This is a genomic window from Phormidesmis priestleyi ULC007 (assembly GCF_003003695.1).
Taxonomy (GTDB): domain Bacteria; phylum Cyanobacteriota; class Cyanobacteriia; order Leptolyngbyales; family Leptolyngbyaceae; genus Phormidesmis_A; species Phormidesmis_A priestleyi_A.
In genome coordinates, this window is sequence record NZ_PVWG01000005.1 from 96860 (window position 1) to 117760 (window position 20901).

The 20901-nt window shown below is 48.9% G+C and carries 23 protein-coding genes; 12 read left to right on the forward strand and 11 right to left on the reverse strand.

The features are described from left to right. The first annotated feature begins 237 nt into the window (after positions 1 to 237). The gene (malQ, locus tag C7B65_RS06830) at positions 238 to 1761 is read left to right on the forward strand and encodes a 4-alpha-glucanotransferase (protein ID WP_073070079.1); all 1524 of its coding nucleotides are present in this window, start codon (positions 238 to 240) and stop codon (positions 1759 to 1761) included. 153 nt (positions 1762 to 1914) lie between these two features. Further along, entirely contained in the window at positions 1915 to 2520 is a 606-nt protein-coding gene (locus tag C7B65_RS06835) for a methyltransferase domain-containing protein (protein ID WP_073070080.1), read from the forward strand. Positions 2521 to 2528: 8 nt separating this feature from the next. Here the strand turns inward: C7B65_RS06835 and C7B65_RS06840 are convergent, their stop codons facing one another. Further along, complete coding sequence (locus C7B65_RS06840; protein WP_073070081.1) at positions 2529 to 3191, reverse strand: Uma2 family endonuclease; 663 nt, start codon at positions 3189 to 3191, stop codon at positions 2529 to 2531. 52 nt (positions 3192 to 3243) lie between these two features. Beyond that, the gene (gene aroB, locus C7B65_RS06845; RefSeq protein ID WP_073070082.1) at positions 3244 to 4347 is read right to left on the reverse strand and encodes a 3-dehydroquinate synthase; all 1104 of its coding nucleotides are present in this window, start codon (positions 4345 to 4347) and stop codon (positions 3244 to 3246) included. A gap of 131 nt (positions 4348 to 4478) precedes the next feature. Between aroB and petL the strand changes: the two genes are divergently transcribed. Continuing rightward, positions 4479 to 4574, forward strand: a complete 96-nt coding sequence (gene petL / locus C7B65_RS06850) for a cytochrome b6-f complex subunit PetL (protein WP_073070083.1) — start codon at positions 4479 to 4481, stop codon at positions 4572 to 4574. Between the two features lie 72 nt (positions 4575 to 4646). Here petL and C7B65_RS06855 read toward each other — a convergent pair whose 3' ends face one another. The 6 genes from C7B65_RS06855 to C7B65_RS06880 all read right to left on the reverse strand — a co-directional run bounded on the left by C7B65_RS06855 (position 4647) and on the right by C7B65_RS06880 (position 11627). Then, positions 4647 to 6074, reverse strand: a complete 1428-nt coding sequence (locus tag C7B65_RS06855; protein ID WP_106253957.1) for a PP2C family protein-serine/threonine phosphatase — start codon at positions 6072 to 6074, stop codon at positions 4647 to 4649. 408 nt (positions 6075 to 6482) lie between these two features. Then, positions 6483 to 8054 (reverse strand): signal recognition particle-docking protein FtsY, encoded by a 1572-nt coding sequence (gene ftsY, locus C7B65_RS06860; protein ID WP_073070084.1) that lies wholly within the window; start codon positions 8052 to 8054, stop codon positions 6483 to 6485. Between the two features lie 52 nt (positions 8055 to 8106). Then, complete coding sequence (gene nusB / locus C7B65_RS06865; protein ID WP_073070085.1) at positions 8107 to 8742, reverse strand: transcription antitermination factor NusB; 636 nt, start codon at positions 8740 to 8742, stop codon at positions 8107 to 8109. Positions 8743 to 8829: 87 nt separating this feature from the next. Further along, positions 8830 to 9558 (reverse strand): DUF502 domain-containing protein, encoded by a 729-nt coding sequence (locus tag C7B65_RS06870; protein ID WP_073070086.1) that lies wholly within the window; start codon positions 9556 to 9558, stop codon positions 8830 to 8832. A gap of 316 nt (positions 9559 to 9874) precedes the next feature. Next, positions 9875 to 10717 (reverse strand): glycosyltransferase family 2 protein, encoded by an 843-nt coding sequence (locus C7B65_RS06875; protein WP_073070087.1) that lies wholly within the window; start codon positions 10715 to 10717, stop codon positions 9875 to 9877. Positions 10718 to 10820: 103 nt separating this feature from the next. Next, positions 10821 to 11627: an HpsJ family protein gene (locus C7B65_RS06880; RefSeq protein WP_073070088.1), complete on the reverse strand. Its 807-nt coding sequence runs from the start codon at positions 11625 to 11627 to the stop codon at positions 10821 to 10823. 442 nt (positions 11628 to 12069) lie between these two features. Between C7B65_RS06880 and C7B65_RS06885 the strand changes: the two genes are divergently transcribed. Both C7B65_RS06885 and C7B65_RS06890 read left to right on the forward strand, forming a co-directional pair. Next, positions 12070 to 12528, forward strand: a complete 459-nt coding sequence (locus C7B65_RS06885) for an NHL repeat-containing protein (protein ID WP_073070089.1) — start codon at positions 12070 to 12072, stop codon at positions 12526 to 12528. Next, a complete protein-coding gene (locus C7B65_RS06890) occupies positions 12525 to 12875 on the forward strand; it encodes a hypothetical protein (RefSeq protein ID WP_073070090.1) in 351 nt (116 codons plus the stop codon). Before C7B65_RS06885 ends, C7B65_RS06890 begins: the two co-directional genes overlap by 4 nt. Positions 12876 to 12950: 75 nt before the next feature. Here C7B65_RS06890 and C7B65_RS06895 read toward each other — a convergent pair whose 3' ends face one another. Then, a complete protein-coding gene (locus C7B65_RS06895) occupies positions 12951 to 13325 on the reverse strand; it encodes a c-type cytochrome (RefSeq protein WP_073070091.1) in 375 nt (124 codons plus the stop codon). Positions 13326 to 13549: 224 nt separating this feature from the next. Here C7B65_RS06895 and petG point away from each other — a divergent pair, with 224 nt between their 5' ends. Then, positions 13550 to 13663, forward strand: a complete 114-nt coding sequence (gene petG, locus C7B65_RS06900; RefSeq protein ID WP_073070092.1) for a cytochrome b6-f complex subunit V — start codon at positions 13550 to 13552, stop codon at positions 13661 to 13663. A gap of 178 nt (positions 13664 to 13841) precedes the next feature. Continuing rightward, positions 13842 to 14552: a DUF1361 domain-containing protein gene (locus C7B65_RS06905; RefSeq protein WP_073070093.1), complete on the forward strand. Its 711-nt coding sequence runs from the start codon at positions 13842 to 13844 to the stop codon at positions 14550 to 14552. A 3-nt stretch (positions 14553 to 14555) separates the two neighbouring features. Here C7B65_RS06905 and C7B65_RS06910 read toward each other — a convergent pair whose 3' ends face one another. After that, a complete protein-coding gene (locus C7B65_RS06910) occupies positions 14556 to 16952 on the reverse strand; it encodes a putative PEP-binding protein (RefSeq protein WP_073070094.1) in 2397 nt (798 codons plus the stop codon). A gap of 135 nt (positions 16953 to 17087) precedes the next feature. On the opposite strand from C7B65_RS06910, the gene C7B65_RS06915 reads away from it, so the two are divergent. Then, positions 17088 to 17759: a ComF family protein gene (locus C7B65_RS06915; RefSeq protein WP_073070095.1), complete on the forward strand. Its 672-nt coding sequence runs from the start codon at positions 17088 to 17090 to the stop codon at positions 17757 to 17759. A gap of 1 nt (position 17760) precedes the next feature. On the opposite strand, the gene C7B65_RS06920 is transcribed toward C7B65_RS06915, so the two are convergent. Next, entirely contained in the window at positions 17761 to 18120 is a 360-nt protein-coding gene (locus C7B65_RS06920) for a hypothetical protein (protein ID WP_073070096.1), read from the reverse strand. Between the two features lie 235 nt (positions 18121 to 18355). Between C7B65_RS06920 and C7B65_RS06925 the strand changes: the two genes are divergently transcribed. From C7B65_RS06925 to C7B65_RS06940, 4 genes are all read left to right on the forward strand, one after another. Beyond that, positions 18356 to 18868, forward strand: a complete 513-nt coding sequence (locus C7B65_RS06925; protein ID WP_073070097.1) for an adenine phosphoribosyltransferase — start codon at positions 18356 to 18358, stop codon at positions 18866 to 18868. A gap of 50 nt (positions 18869 to 18918) precedes the next feature. Further along, positions 18919 to 19968, forward strand: coding sequence for an ABC transporter permease (locus C7B65_RS06930; RefSeq protein WP_073070098.1), 1050 nt, complete (start codon positions 18919 to 18921; stop codon positions 19966 to 19968). A 78-nt stretch (positions 19969 to 20046) separates the two neighbouring features. Further along, positions 20047 to 20355 carry a hypothetical protein gene (locus C7B65_RS06935; RefSeq protein WP_073070099.1) on the forward strand — a complete coding sequence of 103 codons (309 nt, stop codon included), beginning with the start codon at positions 20047 to 20049 and terminating at the stop codon, positions 20353 to 20355. A 169-nt stretch (positions 20356 to 20524) separates the two neighbouring features. After that, positions 20525 to 20878, forward strand: coding sequence for a hypothetical protein (locus C7B65_RS06940; protein ID WP_073070100.1), 354 nt, complete (start codon positions 20525 to 20527; stop codon positions 20876 to 20878). Positions 20879 to 20901: the final 23 nt, after the last annotated feature.

Consider the following 20901-nt stretch of genomic DNA (forward strand, 5'->3'; position numbering starts at 1 on the left):
CTACAGTTCTCACAGCTTTGTGTTAACGTTCAGTTCGACAGAATTGGTTCGCTCCGATGGTGAATTCGGGAAGCCCCCTAAATCCCCCACAAGTGAGGGACTTTGAGCCGAGACTTTAGTTTCAAAGTCCCCCAAAGTGGGGGATTTAGGGGCAGAAGCCGCTAACAACGAAGCGAAAAAACTCGTCAAACTGACGTTGTGTTAAGTTTTCACCCTTCACCCTTCACTCTTTGATTTATGCCTTTTCCCAGATCTAGCGGCATTTTATTGCATCCCACCTGTCTTCCGGGTCGGTTTGGCGTGGGCGAATTAGGCTCAGAGGCGCAACGCTTTATTGACTTTATGGCGAATAGTGGGCAGCAGTTTTGGCAGGTGTTGCCGCTAGGGCCGACGGGCTATGGCAACTCGCCTTATGCGTCTTATTCGGCGATGGCAGGAAACCCATTGCTGATCAGCTTAGAAGTGTTGCAAAAACAAGGCTTGCTGTGGGATGAAGATCTGTGGAATATCCCTGAGTTTCCGATCGGCTGGGTAGACTTCGATCGAGTCACTGCATTTAAGATGCCGCTCTTGCAAAAAGCCTGCGATCGCTTCAAAACACAAGCCTCTCCTGAACAACAGCAAAAATTTGCCGACTTCTGCCATAGCAAAGCCTACTGGCTTGATGACTTTGCATTATTCATGGCATTGAAAGGAGAACACGATGGCGAAAGCTGGCATAACTGGGAGCCAGATCTCGCGCACCGCCAACCCGAAGTTTTGGATCAGGCTCGTGAACGGTTAAACCGAGAGATTTACTATCACAAATATCTTCAGTTTGAGTTCTTTCACCACTGGGCAGAGGTGAAGCAATATGCCAACGATCGTCACATCGAAATCATTGGCGATATTCCCATCTATGTGGCTCACGATAGCGCTGATGTTTGGGCAAACCCCGAAAATTTCTCTCTCGACGAAAAGACAGGCGAAGCGAAAATAATGGCAGGTGTTCCGCCCGATTATTTCAGCGAGACGGGGCAACTGTGGGGCAACCCAGTCTATAACTGGGAGCATTTGCAAGAGACGGGCTTTGCCTGGTGGCTACGACGCTTTGAGGCAATGTTAGATTATGTCGATATTATTCGCATTGACCATTTCAGAGGGTTTGAGGCTTATTGGGCGGTGCCTCAAGGCGAAACCACGGCGATGAATGGCGAGTGGATCAAAGCGCCCGGTGAAGAGTTTTTTGAGTTGCTGCGGCTGAAGCTAGGCAGACTGCCAATTATGGCGGAAGATTTGGGAGTGATTACGCCAGAGGTTGAGGCACTGCGCGATCGCTTTGAGTTTCCCGGCATGAAGATTCTGCAATTCGCCTTCGGCTCCGATCCGGGGAATCCCTTTTTGCCCTTCAACTTTAGGCACAACAGCGTCGTCTACACGGGCACCCACGACAACGACACGACGATCGGCTGGCACAACACTGCCTCTGATTGGGAGAAAGAGCAGCTATGGCTTTATCTGGGCAGCATCGGTTCCGATGGGGTGCATTGGGAGTTGATTCGCATGGCGCTGACTTCGATCGCGAATCAAACTCTGATTCCTCTGCAAGATTTGTTAGGGCTGGATGGGTCTGCGAGAATGAACTTTCCTGGCAAAGCCGAAGGTAACTGGGGCTGGCGCTATCGATCAGAGATGTTGAGTCATGAGTTGGGCGAAAAGCTCAAAACCCTAACTCGCATTTCGGGTCGGCTGCCGCAGCCCCGTGATGATGAGTCTGATTAGGTTCGCTTTGAATTGGGTGATAAGCAAGAAGCAATCGGAGACAGCAACTGATCGCAACCGAGGAAATGTCCGCTCAATCGGCTTAAAAAACTTCAGTCAAACTAGCTAAAAATATCATGAAACTCAATTCAAGCAAAGCTTTCACGTTTACCTATGAACGATTCTGAGCGAACAAAAAATTGGTATGGACAAGTTGCTGCAAATTATAGTTCAGACCAGCGAAAGAACTGGTATGGCGACGTTGCCGAGGCTTACAACAAAGTTAGACCGCGCTATCCTCAAACGCTGATTGATCGTGCGATCGCAGTTGCCCAACTGCCTCCCGGTGCAACTATTCTCGAATTGGGGTGTGGCCCTGGAATTGCCACGGTTCCGTTTGCTCGATCGGGGTTCTCAATGGTTTGTCTAGAACCCAGCCAAGTTTATCAACCGCTCACTAAAGTTTATCAATCGCAGGCACCTTCTCTGGTTGCAGAAAGAGAAGACCGAGCTACGCAAGAGCGAATTCTTCAGGGACTCACGCAAGATATCGCTGACTCAGGACTCTTTAGAACGGCTGTGTGTGAGCATTTGCCGTGCAAAATGACTTACTCCATCGACGATTATTTGATGCTTCTAAACACCTTCTCACCCTACAAAATGTTAGACCCATCCGAGCGAGATTCTGTATTCACAAGTCTGCGAGAAGTGTTAGAGAGATTGGGTGAAGGTGTTCAAGTTTGCTACCTATCAGCGTTCCACATTGCCGAAAAAATCTGAACCACTGATTACACTTCGTCAGGGTTGACCCCCATCTCTCGCAAGCGTTCTGCTAGTCGATCGGCGCGTTGTCGTTCTTGTTCGGCGCGCTGCCGTTCTTGATCTCTCAATTGCCCAAGTTCTGTAAAAGTCAGAAATCGCTCTCCATCAGGACGATAGATTTCCATCGTGTCAGCCGTGATCTCAAATCGAATTTTTAATCGAGGACTGATCCAGCCAGACATATTTTCAATCACGTCCAAATAGCTGTCCGATCGCAGCCATCCGATCAACTCGTTATCGTCTGGGTCGTAGACATAATATTCTTCAACCCCATATTGGTTATAAAACTTATACTTTCTGGCGGTTTCTGCTAACCGATTTCCCGGCGACAAAATCTCAAATACAACCTGCGGCGGAATGTTGCCTTCTAGCCACTGTTGATAAGAGCCACGATCGCCCTTGGGTCGCCCAAACACCACCATCGCATCAGGTGCTTGCCGAATGGTATTGCTGCCCTCAACGGGATACCACAGCAGATCACCCGCCACAAATACGCTGGAATTGTTCGTAAACAGCGACTCCAGGTTTTCTTTAATCGTGACAATCCATCGAAACTGCTTGGTGTTATCCGACATGGGTTGCCCGTCGCGTTCCGGGTAAAAAACTTCGGCTTTTGTTTGAGACACCATGACGACAAAAGCTCCAGAGAGCCGATTGTTTTAACCTAATAGAATATTTGTATCACATTTGTTTCAACACACTCCGAATCATATCGGAGGTCACTTGGTCAGTGGTGATCGCCGTTCCGATCGCGGTCGGCAACACAAATCGCACTTTGCCCGATTGAACTTTTTTATCGCTTTGCAGCGTTGTGAGAATCGCTTCAATGTCCATCCCATCAGGTAAACGAGTTGGCAAACCCGCTTTCTCGATTAGGGACAGTTGACGATCGCAGCTTTCTTGATCCCACAGCCCCATCTCAACCGCAATTTGTCCGGCTGCTACCATGCCGATCGCCACGCCTTCGCCATGATTGATAACTCGATAGCCTGTGAGACTCTCAACCGCGTGTCCGATCGTGTGTCCATAGTTGAGAATTTCGCGCAGTCCTGATTCTTTCTCATCTTTGTTGACGACGTGCGCTTTTGCCTGACACGATCGCGTCAAAATCTCTTGCAGCAGTTCATCATCGACATAGCGCAGTTGATCGAGTCGTTTGGCTTGCTCCATCTTCTCGAACAGTTCTGCGTCCCAGATAATGCCGTATTTGATCACTTCTGCAATCCCGGCGCGAAACTCTCGCATCGGCAGCGTTTTTAACACTTGCGGATCGATCAACACCAGTCGAGGCTGATGAAAAGCACCGATCAAGTTTTTGCCTTGGGGATGATTGACCCCGGTTTTGCCCCCGATCGCCGCATCGACCATTGCCAATAGCGTTGTTGGCACCTGTACGACATTTATGCCTCTTAACCAAGTCGAGGCGGCAAATCCCGTCATGTCGCCAATTACGCCGCCGCCTAGTGCCACCATGGTGGACGATCGTTCTAACCGATTTTCTAGCGCCGCATCATAAATTTTTTGCACCGTTGCCGGAGTTTTGTAGCATTCTCCCGCAGGTAGAATGCAGCTTGTGACCTGAAAGCCTGCCTGAGTCAGCGAGTCGATCACCCGTTGCCCATAAGCCCGAAAAATCATCGGATTCGAGACGACGAGAATCTTGCTTTGCGGTTTGAGGGTGAGCGTTTCTCCGGTGAGCCATGAGCCAATGTGATCGAGACTGCCCGGAGCGATGGCGATCGCATAAGCGTTCTGAGGCAACGGAACCGGAATAACAGATTGCATAATGAGTGACGCAGTAAAATCTTACTGGCTATCTTATCTGAAATGATGGGAGCGCTTGCCACCACAACTCTTTCTTTATGGGTCAATAGTTCCGTATAGTTGGGTATAGGATTTATTTGGAGTATGCCGCTATGTCAGCAGTGATCGCTTATTTAGCCCTTGTGGGTGGTGCATTCGGGTTAGCACTGGCGCTGTTTTTTGGCTTCCGTGCGATCAAGCTGATTTAAGAGTTGCGATCGCAACTCTTTCAAAATGAGACAGTCCTGATTGCCAAAAGCTGTCGAGACTGTCTCACTTGATTAACGCCTATTTTCTCCTGAGATCCGCATCACGACTAGCGTCATATCATCCGCGTTGTGCTTGTCCGCTCCGATAAACTTTTGCACACACTCAAACAAATATTTCAAAATCATTTGCGGATCGTCATATTTGCGACACGCTAACTGAAAGGCTTTGGTCAAGTTTTCTTCGTCAAATCGCCGCCCATGTTGGTTGGCTGCGTCGGTAAAACCATCCGTGTAATAGATGATCGTGTCGCCCGGAGATAGCTGCACCTGAGCGTCTTGATACTCAGTTTCAGCATCCAATCCGATCAGCATTCCTAACGTGTCTAGGCGCTCGATCGTATCCGTCTCAGCCTGCCACAACAAAGGTGGATTGTGAGCCGCATTGCTATAAGACAGAATGCGAGTTTTGGGATCGTATTCCGAATAAAAGAGTGTCACGAACCGATTCGAGTTTTCTAAATCGGCATACATGACCTGATTGAGATGTTGCAAAATGCGAGCCGGAGAGTGTCCGTTTAAAACCTCTGCCCGCAGCATTCCCCGCGTCATCGTCATGATCAGACCTGCGGGAACGCCTTTGCCCATGACATCGCCGATCGTCAGACTCCATCGCCCCGATTCGTTTTCGCTGTCTGGCTTGCGAATCTGCCCATAGTCGGCTGGGATAAAGTCATAGTAGTCGCCGCCCACCCGACTTGCCGTTTTACATAACGCCGCTAATTCTACGCCCTCAATATTGGGGCACTGCCGAGGCAAAAGCCGCAACTGAATATCGGCTCCGATTTCTAACTCACGATCGAGCCGCTCTTTTTTGCGAAGCTCGACGGTTAATTCGTCGTTCTCGATCGCAACCGCCGTTTGATCTGCCACTAACCGAACTAATTTTTGACGAGTCTCTGTCCACGTGTAGTCAGGATCACGGCTAAACACGTACAGCCGTCCCCGTTCGATATTTCTGACCAGAATTGCGGTTCCAAAGATTTGAATGTCTGATCCGAGAAAACGGCTGACTTGATGATCAAGCTTGGCGATCGCTTGGGGCGATTTAGTCAATCCTTCAGCCGGGGGCACGCCTGCAAACAAGGTGGTGACTTGTCGCATTGCCGCTTCTAGAGCTTTACGAATCTCTTGACCCCAGTGATTATCTTGGCAATGCAGCCGCTCTAGTTTGACTTGTCCATTGGGGCGAAACATGATCAGCGCGCCGCCATCAGCATCAGTGACGCGGCTCGCCATCAGAGGAATCAACTCTAGAAACTGATTGAGATTGTTAAAACTGCGAAGCGCAAACCCTAGCGAACTCAACAGGTCTTGAATTTTGTGCTGCTCACGGTTCAGCCGTGCCACCAGTTCCTTGAGGGCAAACACTGGCGTTACGTCTGAGGCACCGTTGCGATCGGGCGGTTGAGAGGGCTGTCTAGGAAAGGGCACAGCAGTCATTAGGTCAGATAAGGGATTCGAGTATCCGTGCTAGAGAATATAAGTCAAAAATAAACAACTTGTGAACGTTTAATCGTTACTCAGTTGTGAACATCAATAGTAACGAATGGGTTGCAAAGCGTGGCATCTATTTTTACGGGAGTTTTAGCGGATTTAAGCAAGCTGAATTTAGTTCGGATATACGGTTTCTGTTGATGGGGTGAGCTAGAGGGTTTGCCGATCGTAAAACTGGCGACTCTAGCGATCGCACTTTGATCACTCAAGTGTTTTTCGGCTTGAGGGCGTAATATTAATGACGGTAATCGGAGATCGAACTTACATCAGTCTGCTTGCAAAATTACAGACGCATCTGAGTAATTTCAGGCAATTGTAGTCGCAACTGAGCGAAACCGAACATGAATGTGCAATTTAGCCACTAATCAAGGCTTCGACAAACTCATAGCTAGAAAAGGGACGCAGATCTTCGATGCCTTCCCCGGCTCCAATAAACCGAATGGGTAGCCCTAATTCTTCAACCACTGCCAGAGCCACGCCTCCTTTAGCGGTGCCATCAAGCTTTGTCAGCACCACGCCACTGAGTTGAGCCGCTTCTGAAAAAACTCGCGCCTGTCTCAGACCGTTTTGCCCCAGTGTCGCGTCTAAAACCAGCAGAGACTCAACTCTGGCATTGCCTGCTTTTTTGTCAATGATGCGACGAATCTTGGTCAGCTCATCCATCAGGTTTTTTTTGTTTTGAAGTCGTCCTGCGGTATCGACTAGCAGCAATTCAGTGCCTCGTGATTGGGCGGCGGCAATGCCATCAAAAACAACGGCGGCTGGATCGGTATTTTGTCCGGGGTTGGCGATCACATCCACCCCGCTACGCTGACCCCAAACTTTCACCTGCTCAACGGCAGCAGCACGAAACGTGTCGGCGGCAGCAATTAAGCACCGATAGCCAGACTTTTGAGCAATATGAGCGAGTTTGCCGATCGTCGTCGTCTTGCCTGCCCCATTCACTCCAGTGATCAGCCAAATGTTGAGCGTGTCTTTCTCAGGCACAAATACCGGGTTGTGAGACTGAAGCGGACGATCGAGCAGGTCGCGCAGCAGTTTTTTGAGGTAGGCGATCGCTTCCTCTGGCGGCAGCACTTCTTCGCGCAGTTTGGTTTGCAGCGCGGCGATAATTTTGTCGGTGGCTTCTACACCTGCATCGGCTTGCAGCAGCAGAGCCTCGATTTCAGTCACCGCATCTTGATTGAGCGGGCCTTGACCCACGATCGCCTTGAGTTGATTAATCAACCCTCGGCGGGTTTTGTCTAGCCCCTGTCTTAACCGTTTTAGCCAGGTGATCTCTTCGAGGGTGATGTCTTCAGCGCGACGACCCTGAGCCGCCAAAACTTCGGTAGACCAGAGAAATCCTTCATCGAGGGCAAACGCGGGAGCTTCTTCGATCGCGCTGGGCGGCTGAACGGCGGCGAGGGGTTGTTCTTCCTCGATCGCGGTTGCCCGAAGTCTTTCTAGACGAGCTTCTCGATCGGCTTCAGACTGTGCCCAAAATGGTAGAGGAGCCGCTGGTTCGGGTGGAGCCTCAGCCGGAATTGCCGCAACTTCGGGAGCAGGTTCAAGAGATTCAGGAGATGCGATCGCCGCTGTTAAATCATTTTTAACGTCTTCTAGAGTGCCTAAAAATTGGTTAACCGCTTCAACAGAGAACCCTTCAGGCGATACAGGAACCGCGTCTTCGGGTGCTTCTACCGTATCTGCCAAGATCTCTTGAGGTGCGATCGCTTCAACGGGTTGAACTAGTTCTTCCTGCTGCTGACGCTTCTTTTTGATGTTTTCATAAGCGGCTTTGGCAAAACTCAGATAGCTTTCATCTACATCTGACGGATTTGATGTTGCCGCAGGCGTTGGTTCAGGTTCGGGTTGAGCAGGCTCGTCTGCTTTTGATTCCTCAGCCTTTTGATCGAATTTACGATTGAACCAATTGAACGTCATTGCAGTTACCTGAATCTTCTCTCACTCTATTTAATGTAATTGAAGTTGCTCTCTACGAATTACGAGCTTTTGCACTGGCTTTTATTTGCTCAGTGACTCGTCGCAAAACCCCGTTGATGAATTTGTAGCCTTCTTCGTCGCTATAGCGTTTAGCGAGTTCTACAGCTTCATTAATTGCGTATTCGAGTCGCAGACCTAAGTACATCATTTCGGTGACAGCAATGCGGAGGATGTCTCGATCGACCCGTGCTAGTCGGTCTAACTGCCAGCCAACCAGGGCGTTGGTTAAAACTTGATCGACTTCCTGCCGCTCTTCATAAAACCGAGTCAGAATCTCTAAAGAATAAGCACGCACCTCTGGCTGGTTAGCCAACTGAAGAAGTTCAGGAATTTCAAAGGTTCTGCCGACTCGATTGATGGCGGTTTCGGTCAGGTCGATCGCTTCCCTCACCATCTCTCTAGCCGCATCTACATCGCTAGCGCGGGTTTCGCTGCTGAGGAGTCGGCTATTGCCGCGTTGCAGTTCGCCGACTGCGGTTTCTAGAGTGTCGTGGGCATCAGTTGCCAGAGTGCGAATCGCCGCCACAACAATATCTTGAAGTTTTTGGGTGGTCAATCGCTCCTGCTTGGCAGGTAGCTGGCTGATGCTCAAAAGAGCCAGTTCACGGGCAATTCGACGGGCTTGCATGGCGGATTTAGTTGACTAGGTTCGGTCTGGTTATCTTAGCAAGTTTGGATCGACGATCGTAGAAGAATTTTAGACCGATTCAAATCGCTATTCTTCTGCCAGGGCTTGCCGAGGCGATGGCTCAACCAAAGACTCTAAAACTCGCTTGCTGCTGCTAGTAGGAGGTGCCGCCAAAGGAGCTAACATGAGCGACTCAGGGCTAACAATGCCACCCGAAATAATAATTTTGAACGCATCCTCGATCGGCAGTGACAGCGTGATCACCCCCGACTCTGGCACAACCGCATACCAGCCTGTGGTCGGGTTTGGGGTTGTCGGAATGAACACACTCACCATCTCGTGAGGGAAATGAGACTGCACCTCAGCACCGATCGCGCCTGTGACAAACCCGATCGACCAGACACCAGTGCGCGGATATTCGACTAACACAACGCGCCGAAATCGACCGTTAGAATCTTTGAAGAGAGTTTCTAACAGTTGTTTGAGCGTTTTATAGATAGCTCCTGCTAGCGGAATCGCTTGCAAAATCCGTTCGCCAAAATCTAGGAGCCAGCGTCCGGCAATATTGCGTGCCATGAGTCCGATCAGCAGGATGCACAGCAGAGGCACCGTCAAGCCAACGGTCAGATCGATTAAATTCACCAAAAACGGATTGAGATCGTTAAACGGGTTGATCTGCTTGGGGATGCGAGTCAGAAAATTGATCACCCAGCTTGCGATCGTAATCGTCAGCCAAATCGTGGTAGCTAATGGAATCACCACTAACAAACCTGCAATTAGGTCATTTTTTAAGTCTTGTTTAAGACGTTGGATCACAGGTAGCCCTCTCTTTCAACTGGCTGCAATTATCACGAAAATTAGGATCTTGACTTCAATCGATGAAAAGGCGGTAAGCAAAATTCTGACCGTCAAAGAATGCGAAGTGCTTCGTTGATTTTGCCTGTCTCAGGGGTTACGATCCCCACCTCTCAATTGATTTACTGAATGTCTCTATCCTAATCTACAAGACTTGTAAAGAAATGTTTCAAAGTCTACAGAGATTTTTTAAGCCAGGTTTTTCCTATTTAACCATTGATCCCCGATCGGGAATATCCGAACAGGATTGGTATCTTATTTAACATTACTGAGATTATCAAACAGAGTGATCACGAGAACTAGACCCAGGCATGTGTCTAATCTCCCAGACTTTTAGCAAAATTAGATATTCATAAAATGCTTGTAAGGTACACCAGGAAAAGCCTGCACGACCATCGAGAAAGCCGCCTAGCAGAAAATACATATAGAGAAAGCGGACGATCGGGCGAAACGGCATCCGTAGGGAAAGATCTTTGAGCGCACGGCGGCGATCGACTTCTGATTGGCCAAACCACACTTCACGCCATTGAATCTTGCCTTTATCGAGCTGATGGACGGTTTCGATCGCTTCGTTAGTCGAATAGTGATTGTGTTTATCGATCCAGCGGCTCATGCCCTTGCTGCAAGTGTAGTGAGGATAGGTTTCGGTTAAAAATCCGGTAGAGCCTTCGACAACTTCGCGCTCGGTGTGCCCATAATCGCTGAACCAGACTTTGTGTTTGTCAAAGAGCCGAAGCTGATAGCGAGGATATTGAGTGCTGTAGCGAATCCAGTGCCCCATAAACATGACTCGCTCGGCGGCGTAATATCCCACATGAGTTGGTTGCAGAATAGTGGTCAAACACTCCTCAAAAAGTGCAGGTGTCATTCGCTCATCGGCTTCTAAGATATAGACCCATTCGTGCTTTGCTGGAATCGATCGCAGCATCCAAGTGCGCTGTTTGCCATGACTTTCAAAAGCGTGTTGCACCACCCGAACCGGGTAACGATTCGCAATCTCGATCGTGCGATCGTCACTGAAAGAATCGACCACAATCACATCATCTGACAGCAAAGCCGACTCAATGCAAGCCGCGATATCAATTTCTTCGTTGTGCGTGAGGATATAGATTGAGAACATGCCGGGGTATTTGAGCGGGGTTAAAACGGTGACTTACAGCAAGCGGTTGACGATCGACAAAAAATGTCAACGGTCAACCGCCCAATTTAGACAGGAATGACTTCTAGCGGATCGGGGCTTTGAGCCGAGAGCCTCTAAAGACTCCCATTTCTCGCAGACCTGTCCAGCCAATGATGCTATAGCCTAGCGCTAACAGCAGACTGCTCAAACCGACGCGAACGCTGGTCTTACGGAAATCAGTTTCGGCTTGGGCTTTGAGTTGCTTTTGCTCATCCGCAATTTTAATTAGCCCCTGATTTCGGAAATCTTTGGCTTTAGACTCGATCGCAGACGGGTCGGTCTTGAGCTGCTGCAATTCTTTTTGCGCTTGTTGGGCTTGAGCAAGCTGGTCGCCTTTGAGCTGCCCACTCGCGATCGCTTGACCAATTTGCGTCAGTTGTTGATCTAAAAGTTGACGCTGTTTTTCGTCTTTGAGGGCCGCCGTCAACTGGTCTTGACGCTGCTGAACTTTAGAGTTGAGGTCAGCCGTCAGGTTAGCGGCTCTGTCATCAATCTGCTTATTAGACTGCTCGGCGAGAATGCGAGTGTTGTTCATATGAAGGGGCGCGATGAACAAAAACGCCAAGCCCAGCACACTCGATAAAATCAGTGCCCAAAATCTGAGGCTTAAAAACGGCTTGCGCTCAGACGCGATCGTGCCTGATTCGAGAAAGTAGCTCAAAAACAGCAAGGCAAGCCCGATCATCGGGATGATGCCGCGATCGACCATTTGCGTAAAGGTGCTTGCGACCCAGGCGTTGTCTTGCGACTTGATCGGGATCAGCAGCGTAATAAAATCGATCAGAGACGACAGGATTAAGATTAATCCGACTAATTTGAGAATGAAGGGGGCTGAGTTGGTTGCTTTCATCCGACTAAAAACGTGTGTAAGGGTTGGATTAACTTTAGACCAGGTGAGAAAGAGTTGCGGGGGTGAGCGCTGGCTGCCCTAAACGAGTCAATGGACGATCCGAGTCTTATTGTGGCAGTCATTGGGCTTCAAGCTTTATAAACCTTTATCCGAGAAGTTGCGATCTTTGTGGTCTCTACTTAAGGTTCCGCAACTCTCAGGAAAAATCACAATTTGGAGCGTTGCTGGTCTAGATAAAGGTGATTGTGTAACCGAGCAGATTAAATTTGTGAAGAAACTCGGATATTCTACATTAATTAAAGCGACTTGCAGGGATTCAGATAGGGAACAAGTTTCTCGAAGACTGTGAGTTGTGCAGTTTTGCAAAAGACTGATTTCCTTGAGTAAAAGTTCCCCAGAAACCGTAATCTCTAAAAAAATTAGGTGAGAGAACCAAAATCAAGTGTCATCCCCTCTTCAGAAAAATCCGACTATTTCAACGATCGCTCAAGGCTTAAATCTCTACACCCTGCAAGGCGTTGCGGTCAGTTCATCTGGGTTTATGGTGCCAACGCTCGATGGAGAGGTGCTGCAAATCAGTCCCCAAGGAACGATCGTGCCTCTGGTCGATTTGCAAAAATTGAACTTAGGAATCCCGTTTGGAATCGCGACCCACGATAGTGACTTGATAGTGACCACCTCTGACTATTTTCCCAATCACTATCTATTGCGAGTCAAGCTTAATGGGACGGTGACTACGATCGCCGATCTTTCTGAGTTAAGCGGTGATGCAGGTGCCCCATTTGGGGTGGCGGTGAGTGATGACGATTATATTGTCACTCTCTCTACCGATGTGGTTGAGGCAACTGGTTTACTGTTGCGGATTAACGCGGCAGGCGCAACACCCAAATTGCAGAATTGACAGGCGGCAATCCGTTTGGGGTGGTGGCGATGGGCGGAGATTTCATCGTGGCGCAATCTAAAGGGCAACTGCTGCGGGTCAACCCTAAAGGAGCAAAATCCGTCATCTTTGATGTGCAGAAAGCCGGGTTTGGGATTCCGTTTGGGGTGGCGGTGTGGAATGATCACCTGTTTCTGACGACCAATTTAGGATTAATTGTAAAAGTCGATCGCAGCGGAAATGGGGTAGCGATCGTAGACTTGGTAAAGGCTCGGTTTGGCGTTCCGTCTGGAATTGCAATCAGTGATAATAACTTGGTTGTGACGACAGGTTCTGGCTATTTGCTGAAAATCGTAGGGCAAACCTAGAAACGACTCAAGCACAAAGGACTTCCGATCGATCTACTGTTCACGCAACGCTATGAGTCATGTCAAAAAACCAATCTAAAGACTTTTTAGGTAGCTCAACACATCTGCCATCTCTTGCGGATTGGGTTGAAACTGCGGCATCGGAGGAGTTTTGCCACTAGTTACTTGATCAATTAGCCCAACGGGAGACTTGCGAGCCGAGACACCCTTCAAACTAGGGCCAACTTTTCCGTCTGCCGTCAAGCCATGACAGCCCGCGCAATTCATCTGAAAAATGGCGTGCCCTTGAATCGCGTCACCCGGTCGAGACAACACCTCTCGGACATAGGGATCAGGCTTGTGTAGGTGCCTAAACCCAAAAATCGCCAGCACGATCGCTAGCATCGTCACCAGCGCGATCAACACGATTCTCTGCCCAGGGCTTTCAGGTTTAACGGTTTGCTCGTTCAAAAGTCTTAACTAAACGAAATAGTTGGGCGAGTTATCTATCATTAACTAAACAGATTTTAACAACTTTCGTCACGTTTTGATAGAAATATAGCCCTCAAGATAGGTGTTGACTTCACCTCCAGAGCTTGATGGAGTTGAGATTTTGGAGACTGATGGGCTTAAGATAAAGATTAAGGATACCCCGATCGAATGTATCAAACCCTTAAAAATTTAGGAGAGCACCCATGATTGAGCCAATTCTGCTAGGCATTGTGTTGGGTTTGGTTCCCATTACCCTGGCGGGGCTGTTTGTCGCTGCCTATACTCAATATCGCCGTGACAATCGACTAAATATGTAGAACGTAGTTGAGATCTAGTGGGATAAGGAGTGAAAGCTGCTTATCCTATTTTTTTGTCCAACAGATAGTTACCTAGTTGTCATACTAATGACAAGTTCGGTCTTTAGACTACGGGTCAGACGCTCAACCCTATGAATGGGGCAAACGTCACTGACCTGATTATTGTGGCTCTTGACCTATGGAATTTTGGACGGTTAAATACGTGCTTCTAAATGCTCTTAATATTCTGCACAGCAACGCTCGCTGGATGAGTTGGAACTTGTTTTTGGCGATCGTGCCCCTCATTCTCAGTGTGTTGCTGTTTCGTCGCACTCAACTGGGGTCATCGACCGTCACGGTGCCTCCCATGCCGCTTGCTCACCGTCATCGATCGTGGCTCTGGTGGTTGGGCGTTTTGACCTTTGTTGCCTTCTTGCCAAACGCTCCTTATATCTTGACCGATGTGATTCACTTCATTGATGAGGTGCGATATGCTGACTCAATTTGGCTAATCACACTCGTGCTGATTCCGCTTTATGGGGCGTTCATCTTCGCTGGTTTTGAGGCATACGTCGTGTCGCTGATCAACCTGGGCTATTACCTAAAACAGCGAGGATTAGGGCGATATATTCTCAGAACTGAGTTAGCGATTCATGCCCTGAGTGCCGTTGGCATTTATCTGGGTCGTTTTCTGCGCTTCAACAGTTGGGATATCGTGACTCGCCTGGATGCGCTAGCCGTAACAATTTTGGATGATGTGCTGGCAAAGCGCCCTCTGCTGACGATCGCCATCACATTTCTACTCGTGAGCGCCTTATATGGGCCGCTTAAGCAGATTAATCTCGCGATCGCAGCTTACTGGAAACCCCGTGCCAAAAGTCTAAGATCAGCAGACTCTTTGCGCTTTTGACATCTATCGCTGAAGTCTGCCCAGACGCTTTTGCTCGGCTTGGTTGAGCGCGTAATAGGTCGATTCGACCGCATCTAAATTGACAGAAATGGCAGTAACGCCCCACTGCACTAAAGAATCAATCAAGCTGGGATATTGAACGGGTGCCAAACCACAAATCGAGCAGGGAATGCCAAGTTTGTGAGCCGTCTCGATCAGTTGGGCGATCGCTCTCAGCACCGCCGGATGATGTTCGTCAAACGTCAGCGCCATCAAACCCTGATCGCGATCGACTCCTAACAATAGCTGCGTCAAATCACTAGTGCCGATCGCAATGCCCTGCACACCCGCCTGCACATATTCAGGCAATAAGAACAGCACAGACGGCACTTCTGCCATAATCCAAAGTTGAAAATCGGGATGGTGGGTCAGCCCGGCTTGCTCAACTCGCTGCCGACAAAAGATAAACTCCTCGACGGTTCGCACAAAGGGCAACACCAAGCGCACATTGGAATAGCCCGTTTGATAAACTTGGCTCAAAGCGGCAAGCTCCGCCTCAAACAGAGCGGGATTGAGCACATAGCTAAAGGTGCCGCGCACTCCCAACATCGGATTCGTCTCAAACGGCACATCACCGCCCTCTAAGCCGCGAAACTCATGCGATCGCAGATCCAAAGATCGATAAAAAACAGGGCGAGGCGCAAACGCACGAGCAAATTTGCTGATTTGGGTAGACAGCCGATCAATGAGTTTGTCTCGCCGTCCGGTTTGCAGCCATAACTGGGGATGCTGTTGATCTAAGATTTCCATCACCATTAGCTCAGAGCGCAGTAAGCCCACGCCATCGACTGCCAGACTTGCCGCGTGATCGAGCCGATCGGACTGGCTGAGATTCACCATTAGTTGAGTGGCGATCGGAGTTTTGATCTCCATTGCAGCCGTTTGATTGAGTAGCGTTTCTGCTGTCTGCTGGTTTGCAAACTCACGTTTTAGCGCCGCAGTCGCTTTATAGACTTTTCCATCACTTCCATCAATGAGCAGCGAGTCTCCCGTTTTGATCCGTTGGGTTGCCTGCATCGCCCCCACAACCGCAGGGATTCCTAACTCGCGCGCGATAATTGCGCCGTGACTGGTCATTCCGCCTTGTTCGGCAATTACACCCGCCGCTTGTTTGAGCAAAGGCAACCAGTCAGGCATGATCACAGACGTGACCAAAATCGTCCCCGGTTTGAGGTCGATCGGCAGATGTTGAAGATTGGTGATCACGCTGGCTTGAGCGATCGTTCGTCCTGATGCGGCGGCTAACCCAGATACGATCGGGGTGCCAAATCCCTGATTTAGAGAATCATCCAGGTTAATCAAAGCGGACTCGATCGATTGAGCCATCAAACCATCATCACTTTGAGCTTTAATTTGAGTCAGGTAAAGCCGTGGGGGATTTTGATCGGTGCGATATAGCGCCCATTCCAGTAAGAGCCGTGACCCAAAATCTGCGGTTAATCGTCGAGCAAGCTGCACAAACTGCTGCAACTGGTCAGCCTCTAAAACAAACTGCTGATCTTGAAGTTCACTCAGCGAATCGAGTTGCAGAGGGCGCACTCCTTCACCTGTTTGAGAATCTGCTTTCTCGTTTGATGAGGAGCCAATGTGATAAGCGATCGTCTTGCTGCCCATTTGAGAAGACACCGTGCCATTGTCGAGATTCAGTCGATAAAGGTCGGGTAAGACTTCTCCATTGGCGATCGCGGGTTCTAGCCCCCAAGTGGCGAGAATCTCCCAATCAATTTGAGTGTTTTGCAGATAGCCAGAGGCGATCGCGACTCCGATCGGCTGCACCAACACAGCCAGGTGAATCTGGTGAAGTGCAATGTTCGATCGCTGCCAATAAATCAGATTTCTCGCCCGAAACATTTCTGCCCAAAGCTGTTTTAAGCCACTTTCCAAAGAAATCTGATCCGACCAGCAAACTTGAGCCTCTAGCAGATCAGCCGCTTCTGAATGCAAGGATGTGGTTAACTCTCTCGGTTTTGAGGAGGCAAGCGCTAGCGAGGGGCGCAAAATCACGGCTTGGGTGGGTTCATCAGTCACAGAATGTAAGGCTTGTACAGTGGCTTCTAGCTCAATCGTCCACTCGATCGGCAAAGGGGTCAGCAAGATCGTCTGTCTAATTTGCTGCGAGATCGCTTGCAGTTGTCTCGCGTCTTCGACATTGAGCCGCAAAGACGAGTGCGCGAGGTCAAAAAAGAGCGGATCTGACCACTCGATCGTTTCTAAAAACTCTCGAAACCAGCGAGCAGAAAGCACAAACCCAGAAATAACGGGATATCCCTTCTGCCTCAAACGGCTCAGGTGAAAGGCACGATCGCCGACTTGCAGATGCTGATTTGATGAGATCCGATCGAGCCAGTAAAAATTGTCCACACGTCAGAGTGATTGAAATTTAGGTTCGATTGATCTTAAAACACGATTCCCTCACTCTTTGATTGCTCAACATTTAATCAATATTCGGCTTGAGTTTGGGTACGTTAACCAGGTCTTCACATTTGAGTCTCCTTGATGATATCTTCTGTGCGATCGTTGCTCAGTCTGTTTCTCCAGTCGGCTTGTCCGCTCTGCCAGCGCTCTACTCCGACAGAATTTTGCCCTAACTGCACGCGGCAGCTTCAGCAAAGTCAACTCCCCAATCCCGCCCAGTTTTGGCAAGAACAACCCGCTGTCTTTGCTTGGGGATGGTATGCCGGAAATGTGAGGCAAGCGATCAGGCAGCTTAAATATGAGCATCAGCCTCAGATTGCGCGTCCTTTAGGGCAGTGGCTAGCGCAAGCTTGGTTAGAGGCTAATCTCGATCGGGTGCCCGTGATTGTGGTGCCGATTCCGATGCACGGTGAGAAGCAGAGGCAGCGAGGCTATAACCAGGCAGAACTGATTGCCCAAAGCTTTTGTCAATTTACAGGTCATTCGATGCGAGTCGATGGTTTAGAGCGACTCCGTTCAACTGAGGCGCAGTTCAATCTCTCAGCCGCTCAACGAAAACAAAACCTACTTCAGGCGTTTAAGATTGGGAAAGCCTTTCAAAAAGAGAAACCTAAGTATCCCGTTCTCTTGGTGGATGACATTTATACGACTGGCGCAACCATTCAAGCCACCACACAGATTTTGCATCAACACGGAATTCGAGTGCGGGGTGTGGCAACAGTCGCCAAGGCGAGACTGTGGAAGGATGAATGAATCAGCAAGAACGCGCGATCGAGGGTGGCGGAAACTCAGAGGTGCCAAAAATTGGACTGGGGTCTAGCCCGGTAATTTGCTGAAATTCTTGGGGCGTTAAGCTGCTAGATATTGAGTGAGTTTCCCAATTTTTTAAGCGATCGTGCGTTTGCTGCAAAAATAAAATGCCTTTTTGCATCGGCACATTCATCCAGTTAACTATCAGAGTTTCGGCAAGTGCTAACTCAAGTAACGGCATCGCATAGGTTTGCAGCAGTTCTTCTAAATAGTCAGCAAACGCTTCCGTCTCTTTGCCTTCTAGCTGATAGCTGCTGACAATATGTTTGACTCGCTGCTGATTAATTTTTTCCTCAAGGGTCATCAAACTCCAGTTAATATTGTTGTAGTTTGTTGGCTTTATAGGTTATTGACTAATTTTAGAATATCAGGTTTCAGGAATTGGGGTTTGCTCAACAAAACGCGATCCTCACGTCAAAAATCTCTTCATTCGATCGTGATTGAAATCATTTCTTTTGATTGGGTGGCGCGAGCGAGATGACAAGTGACTACAAGTTGTGAGATAACCCAACTCATATCCTATCGCTCTCAAACTTTTTATGGATCTCAAAGCGCTGATTCGCGAAATTCCAGATTTCCCTAAACCCGGCATCTCGTTTAAAGACATTACGACCCTGTTGAGCAACCCAGAAGGGCTGAACTATACGATCAATACCTTGGCTGAAAAGTGCGGCGATCTGGCTCCTGATTTGATTGTTGGCATGGAGTCTCGTGGCTTTATTTTTGGTGCGCCATTGGCTTACAAAATGCGGGTCGGGTTCGTTCCCGTTCGCAAACCTGGCAAACTTCCTAGTGCCGTTCACTCGATCGAATACCAACTGGAATATGGCACCGATCGCCTAGAGATTCATCAAGACGCGCTGCATTCTGGTTCACGAATTTTGATTGTGGACGACCTAATCGCTACAGGCGGCACAGCCGGGGCCACTGCGCGACTGATTCAACAAACCGGGTGTGAGTTGGTCGGCTGTGCTTTTGTGATCGAGCTAAAAGACCTCAACGGGAGACAGCAGCTTCCCAAGGTTCCGATCATTACGCTAGTTGAGTATTAGGATAATGCTAACTGTCACTGATTTTTTAACCCCTGAACCCTGACCCCAAAATGACTGTATCTGTCCTTGGAAGACTCCAATCGGGCTGGGAGCGATTCACCGACGCAATCACCAGCGACACCTCGATATTTGTGGTAAAGCGTCTGCTGCAAGCGTTGCTGACATTGCTGTTAGCTTCGGCTCTGAGTTTCTTTATCATTCAACTGTCTCCGGGTGACTATCTCGATACGCTGAAAGAAAATCCCAAGATTTCCCCCGAACGTATTGAGCAACTCAGACAACAGTTTGGGTTAGATAAATCTTGGATAGAACAGTACTTTCTGTGGCTGTGGCGCATTGTCACTCAAGGCGATTTTGGCACGAGTTTTGCCTACAATCGATCGGTGGTGTCGCTTTTGATCGAGCGAGTTCCGGCAACGCTGCTGCTCGCAATTTCATCGCTAGTGGTGACTTGGGCGATCGCGATTCCGATGGGCATTACCGCCGCTATTTATCAACAGCGCTGGGTCGATCGTGTCCTGCAAGTCGTGAGCTACACGGGACAGGGCTTTTCTAGTCTAATTACGGCGCTGCTGCTGCTGATCTTTGCCCAAAACACGTCCCCCCTCTTCCCAGTCGGAGATATAACCAGTATTGATCACGCTGACTTATCGTTTTTGGGCAAAATTGTCGATGTTGGTTGGCACTTGATTTTGCCGACGATCGCCCTCAGCGTCGCTAGCTTTGCTGGATTGCAGCGAATTATGCGCGGGCAATTGCTCGACGTTTTGCGGCAAGACTATATTCAAACCGCACGAGCCAAAGGGCTGCCTGAAAATCGAGTCATCTACGTCCACGCTCTCAGAAATGCAATTAACCCGATCGTTACCCTACTCGGATTTGAGTTTGCCAGTTTGTTAAGCGGAGCCTTTATCACTGAGTTTTTCTTCAACTGGCCAGGGCTAGGACGATTAATTCTGCAAGCCGTTCAGGTTCAAGATTTATATCTAGTCATGGCAAGTCTAATGATGGGCGCAGTGATGCTGATTCTAGGCAACCTGATTGCTGATCTGTTGTTAAAAGCGGTTGATCCTAGAATTGACCTGGCGGATATTAACTAGGCACGGCATTGTTAAGGGGCACGGCAATGCCATGCCCCTACCTGAATTCGGGTTTTGTGGTTCGCAATTTTAATCTTTATGCTGTCTGAAACTTATTATCTAATTCGCTCTAGAGCCGATGGCAGTTATCTTGCCGCTTACCCTGATCGTAACGATCGTGACGAAGCTCGTTCGCCGCAAACGGGCTATGTTCTTTTGTTTCGTGAACACTTTGACGCATTGAGCTATTTAAACAAACATGCAGTTGGTGTCAGCGATCGCTTCTCAGTCGAAACGATGCCCGGAACGCAGTTGACTAGGGTGCTCGATCGCTGGGGCTTTAAGGGCTTTGGAGTCGTAGAAGATCCCCTTTTACCGCGAGTAGAATTTATGTCTAAAGGACAATAAAAACGCTTACATCTATCCTCCGATAGACAAAATAATTGCCTAAAACCAGCAAAACGTCACTCCAGATACAGACGCGAACACGCTGGAAATTGTGGGTAGATAGACACAGACTAAAATTGAATTTATTGCCAATCTCAAAAAATTTAGCTTCTATTTGGAGGAAGTTTGTATGAAGTCTCTGTTATCAACGGTTCGCTCTGTTCTCACGGCTTGTCTATGTGCGGTTCTCATGTTCTCACTAGCCATGCCCGCACTAGCTTCTGGTTTGCCAACCAAAGATCAGCCGATGAAGAACGAAGCCAGTGAAACCGCTAAGACGTATGAGCGCACAGCTAAAGACGCGATCGACCAGGGCGGTCCTCAAGGTCTTGAGGCCATAACCGAGCGGGCGCAAGGTGGCGCACTTAATGACATTCAAGGAACGGCTGGCGCTGAAAACATGAAGCGTCCTTCCAATTCTCAGGGCGCGGGTTCGATTGAAGACACCTTAAAGAAGTCACTTGAAAAAGCCCAAGACAAGTGATGCTGTCAAGTCCGTAAAAGATT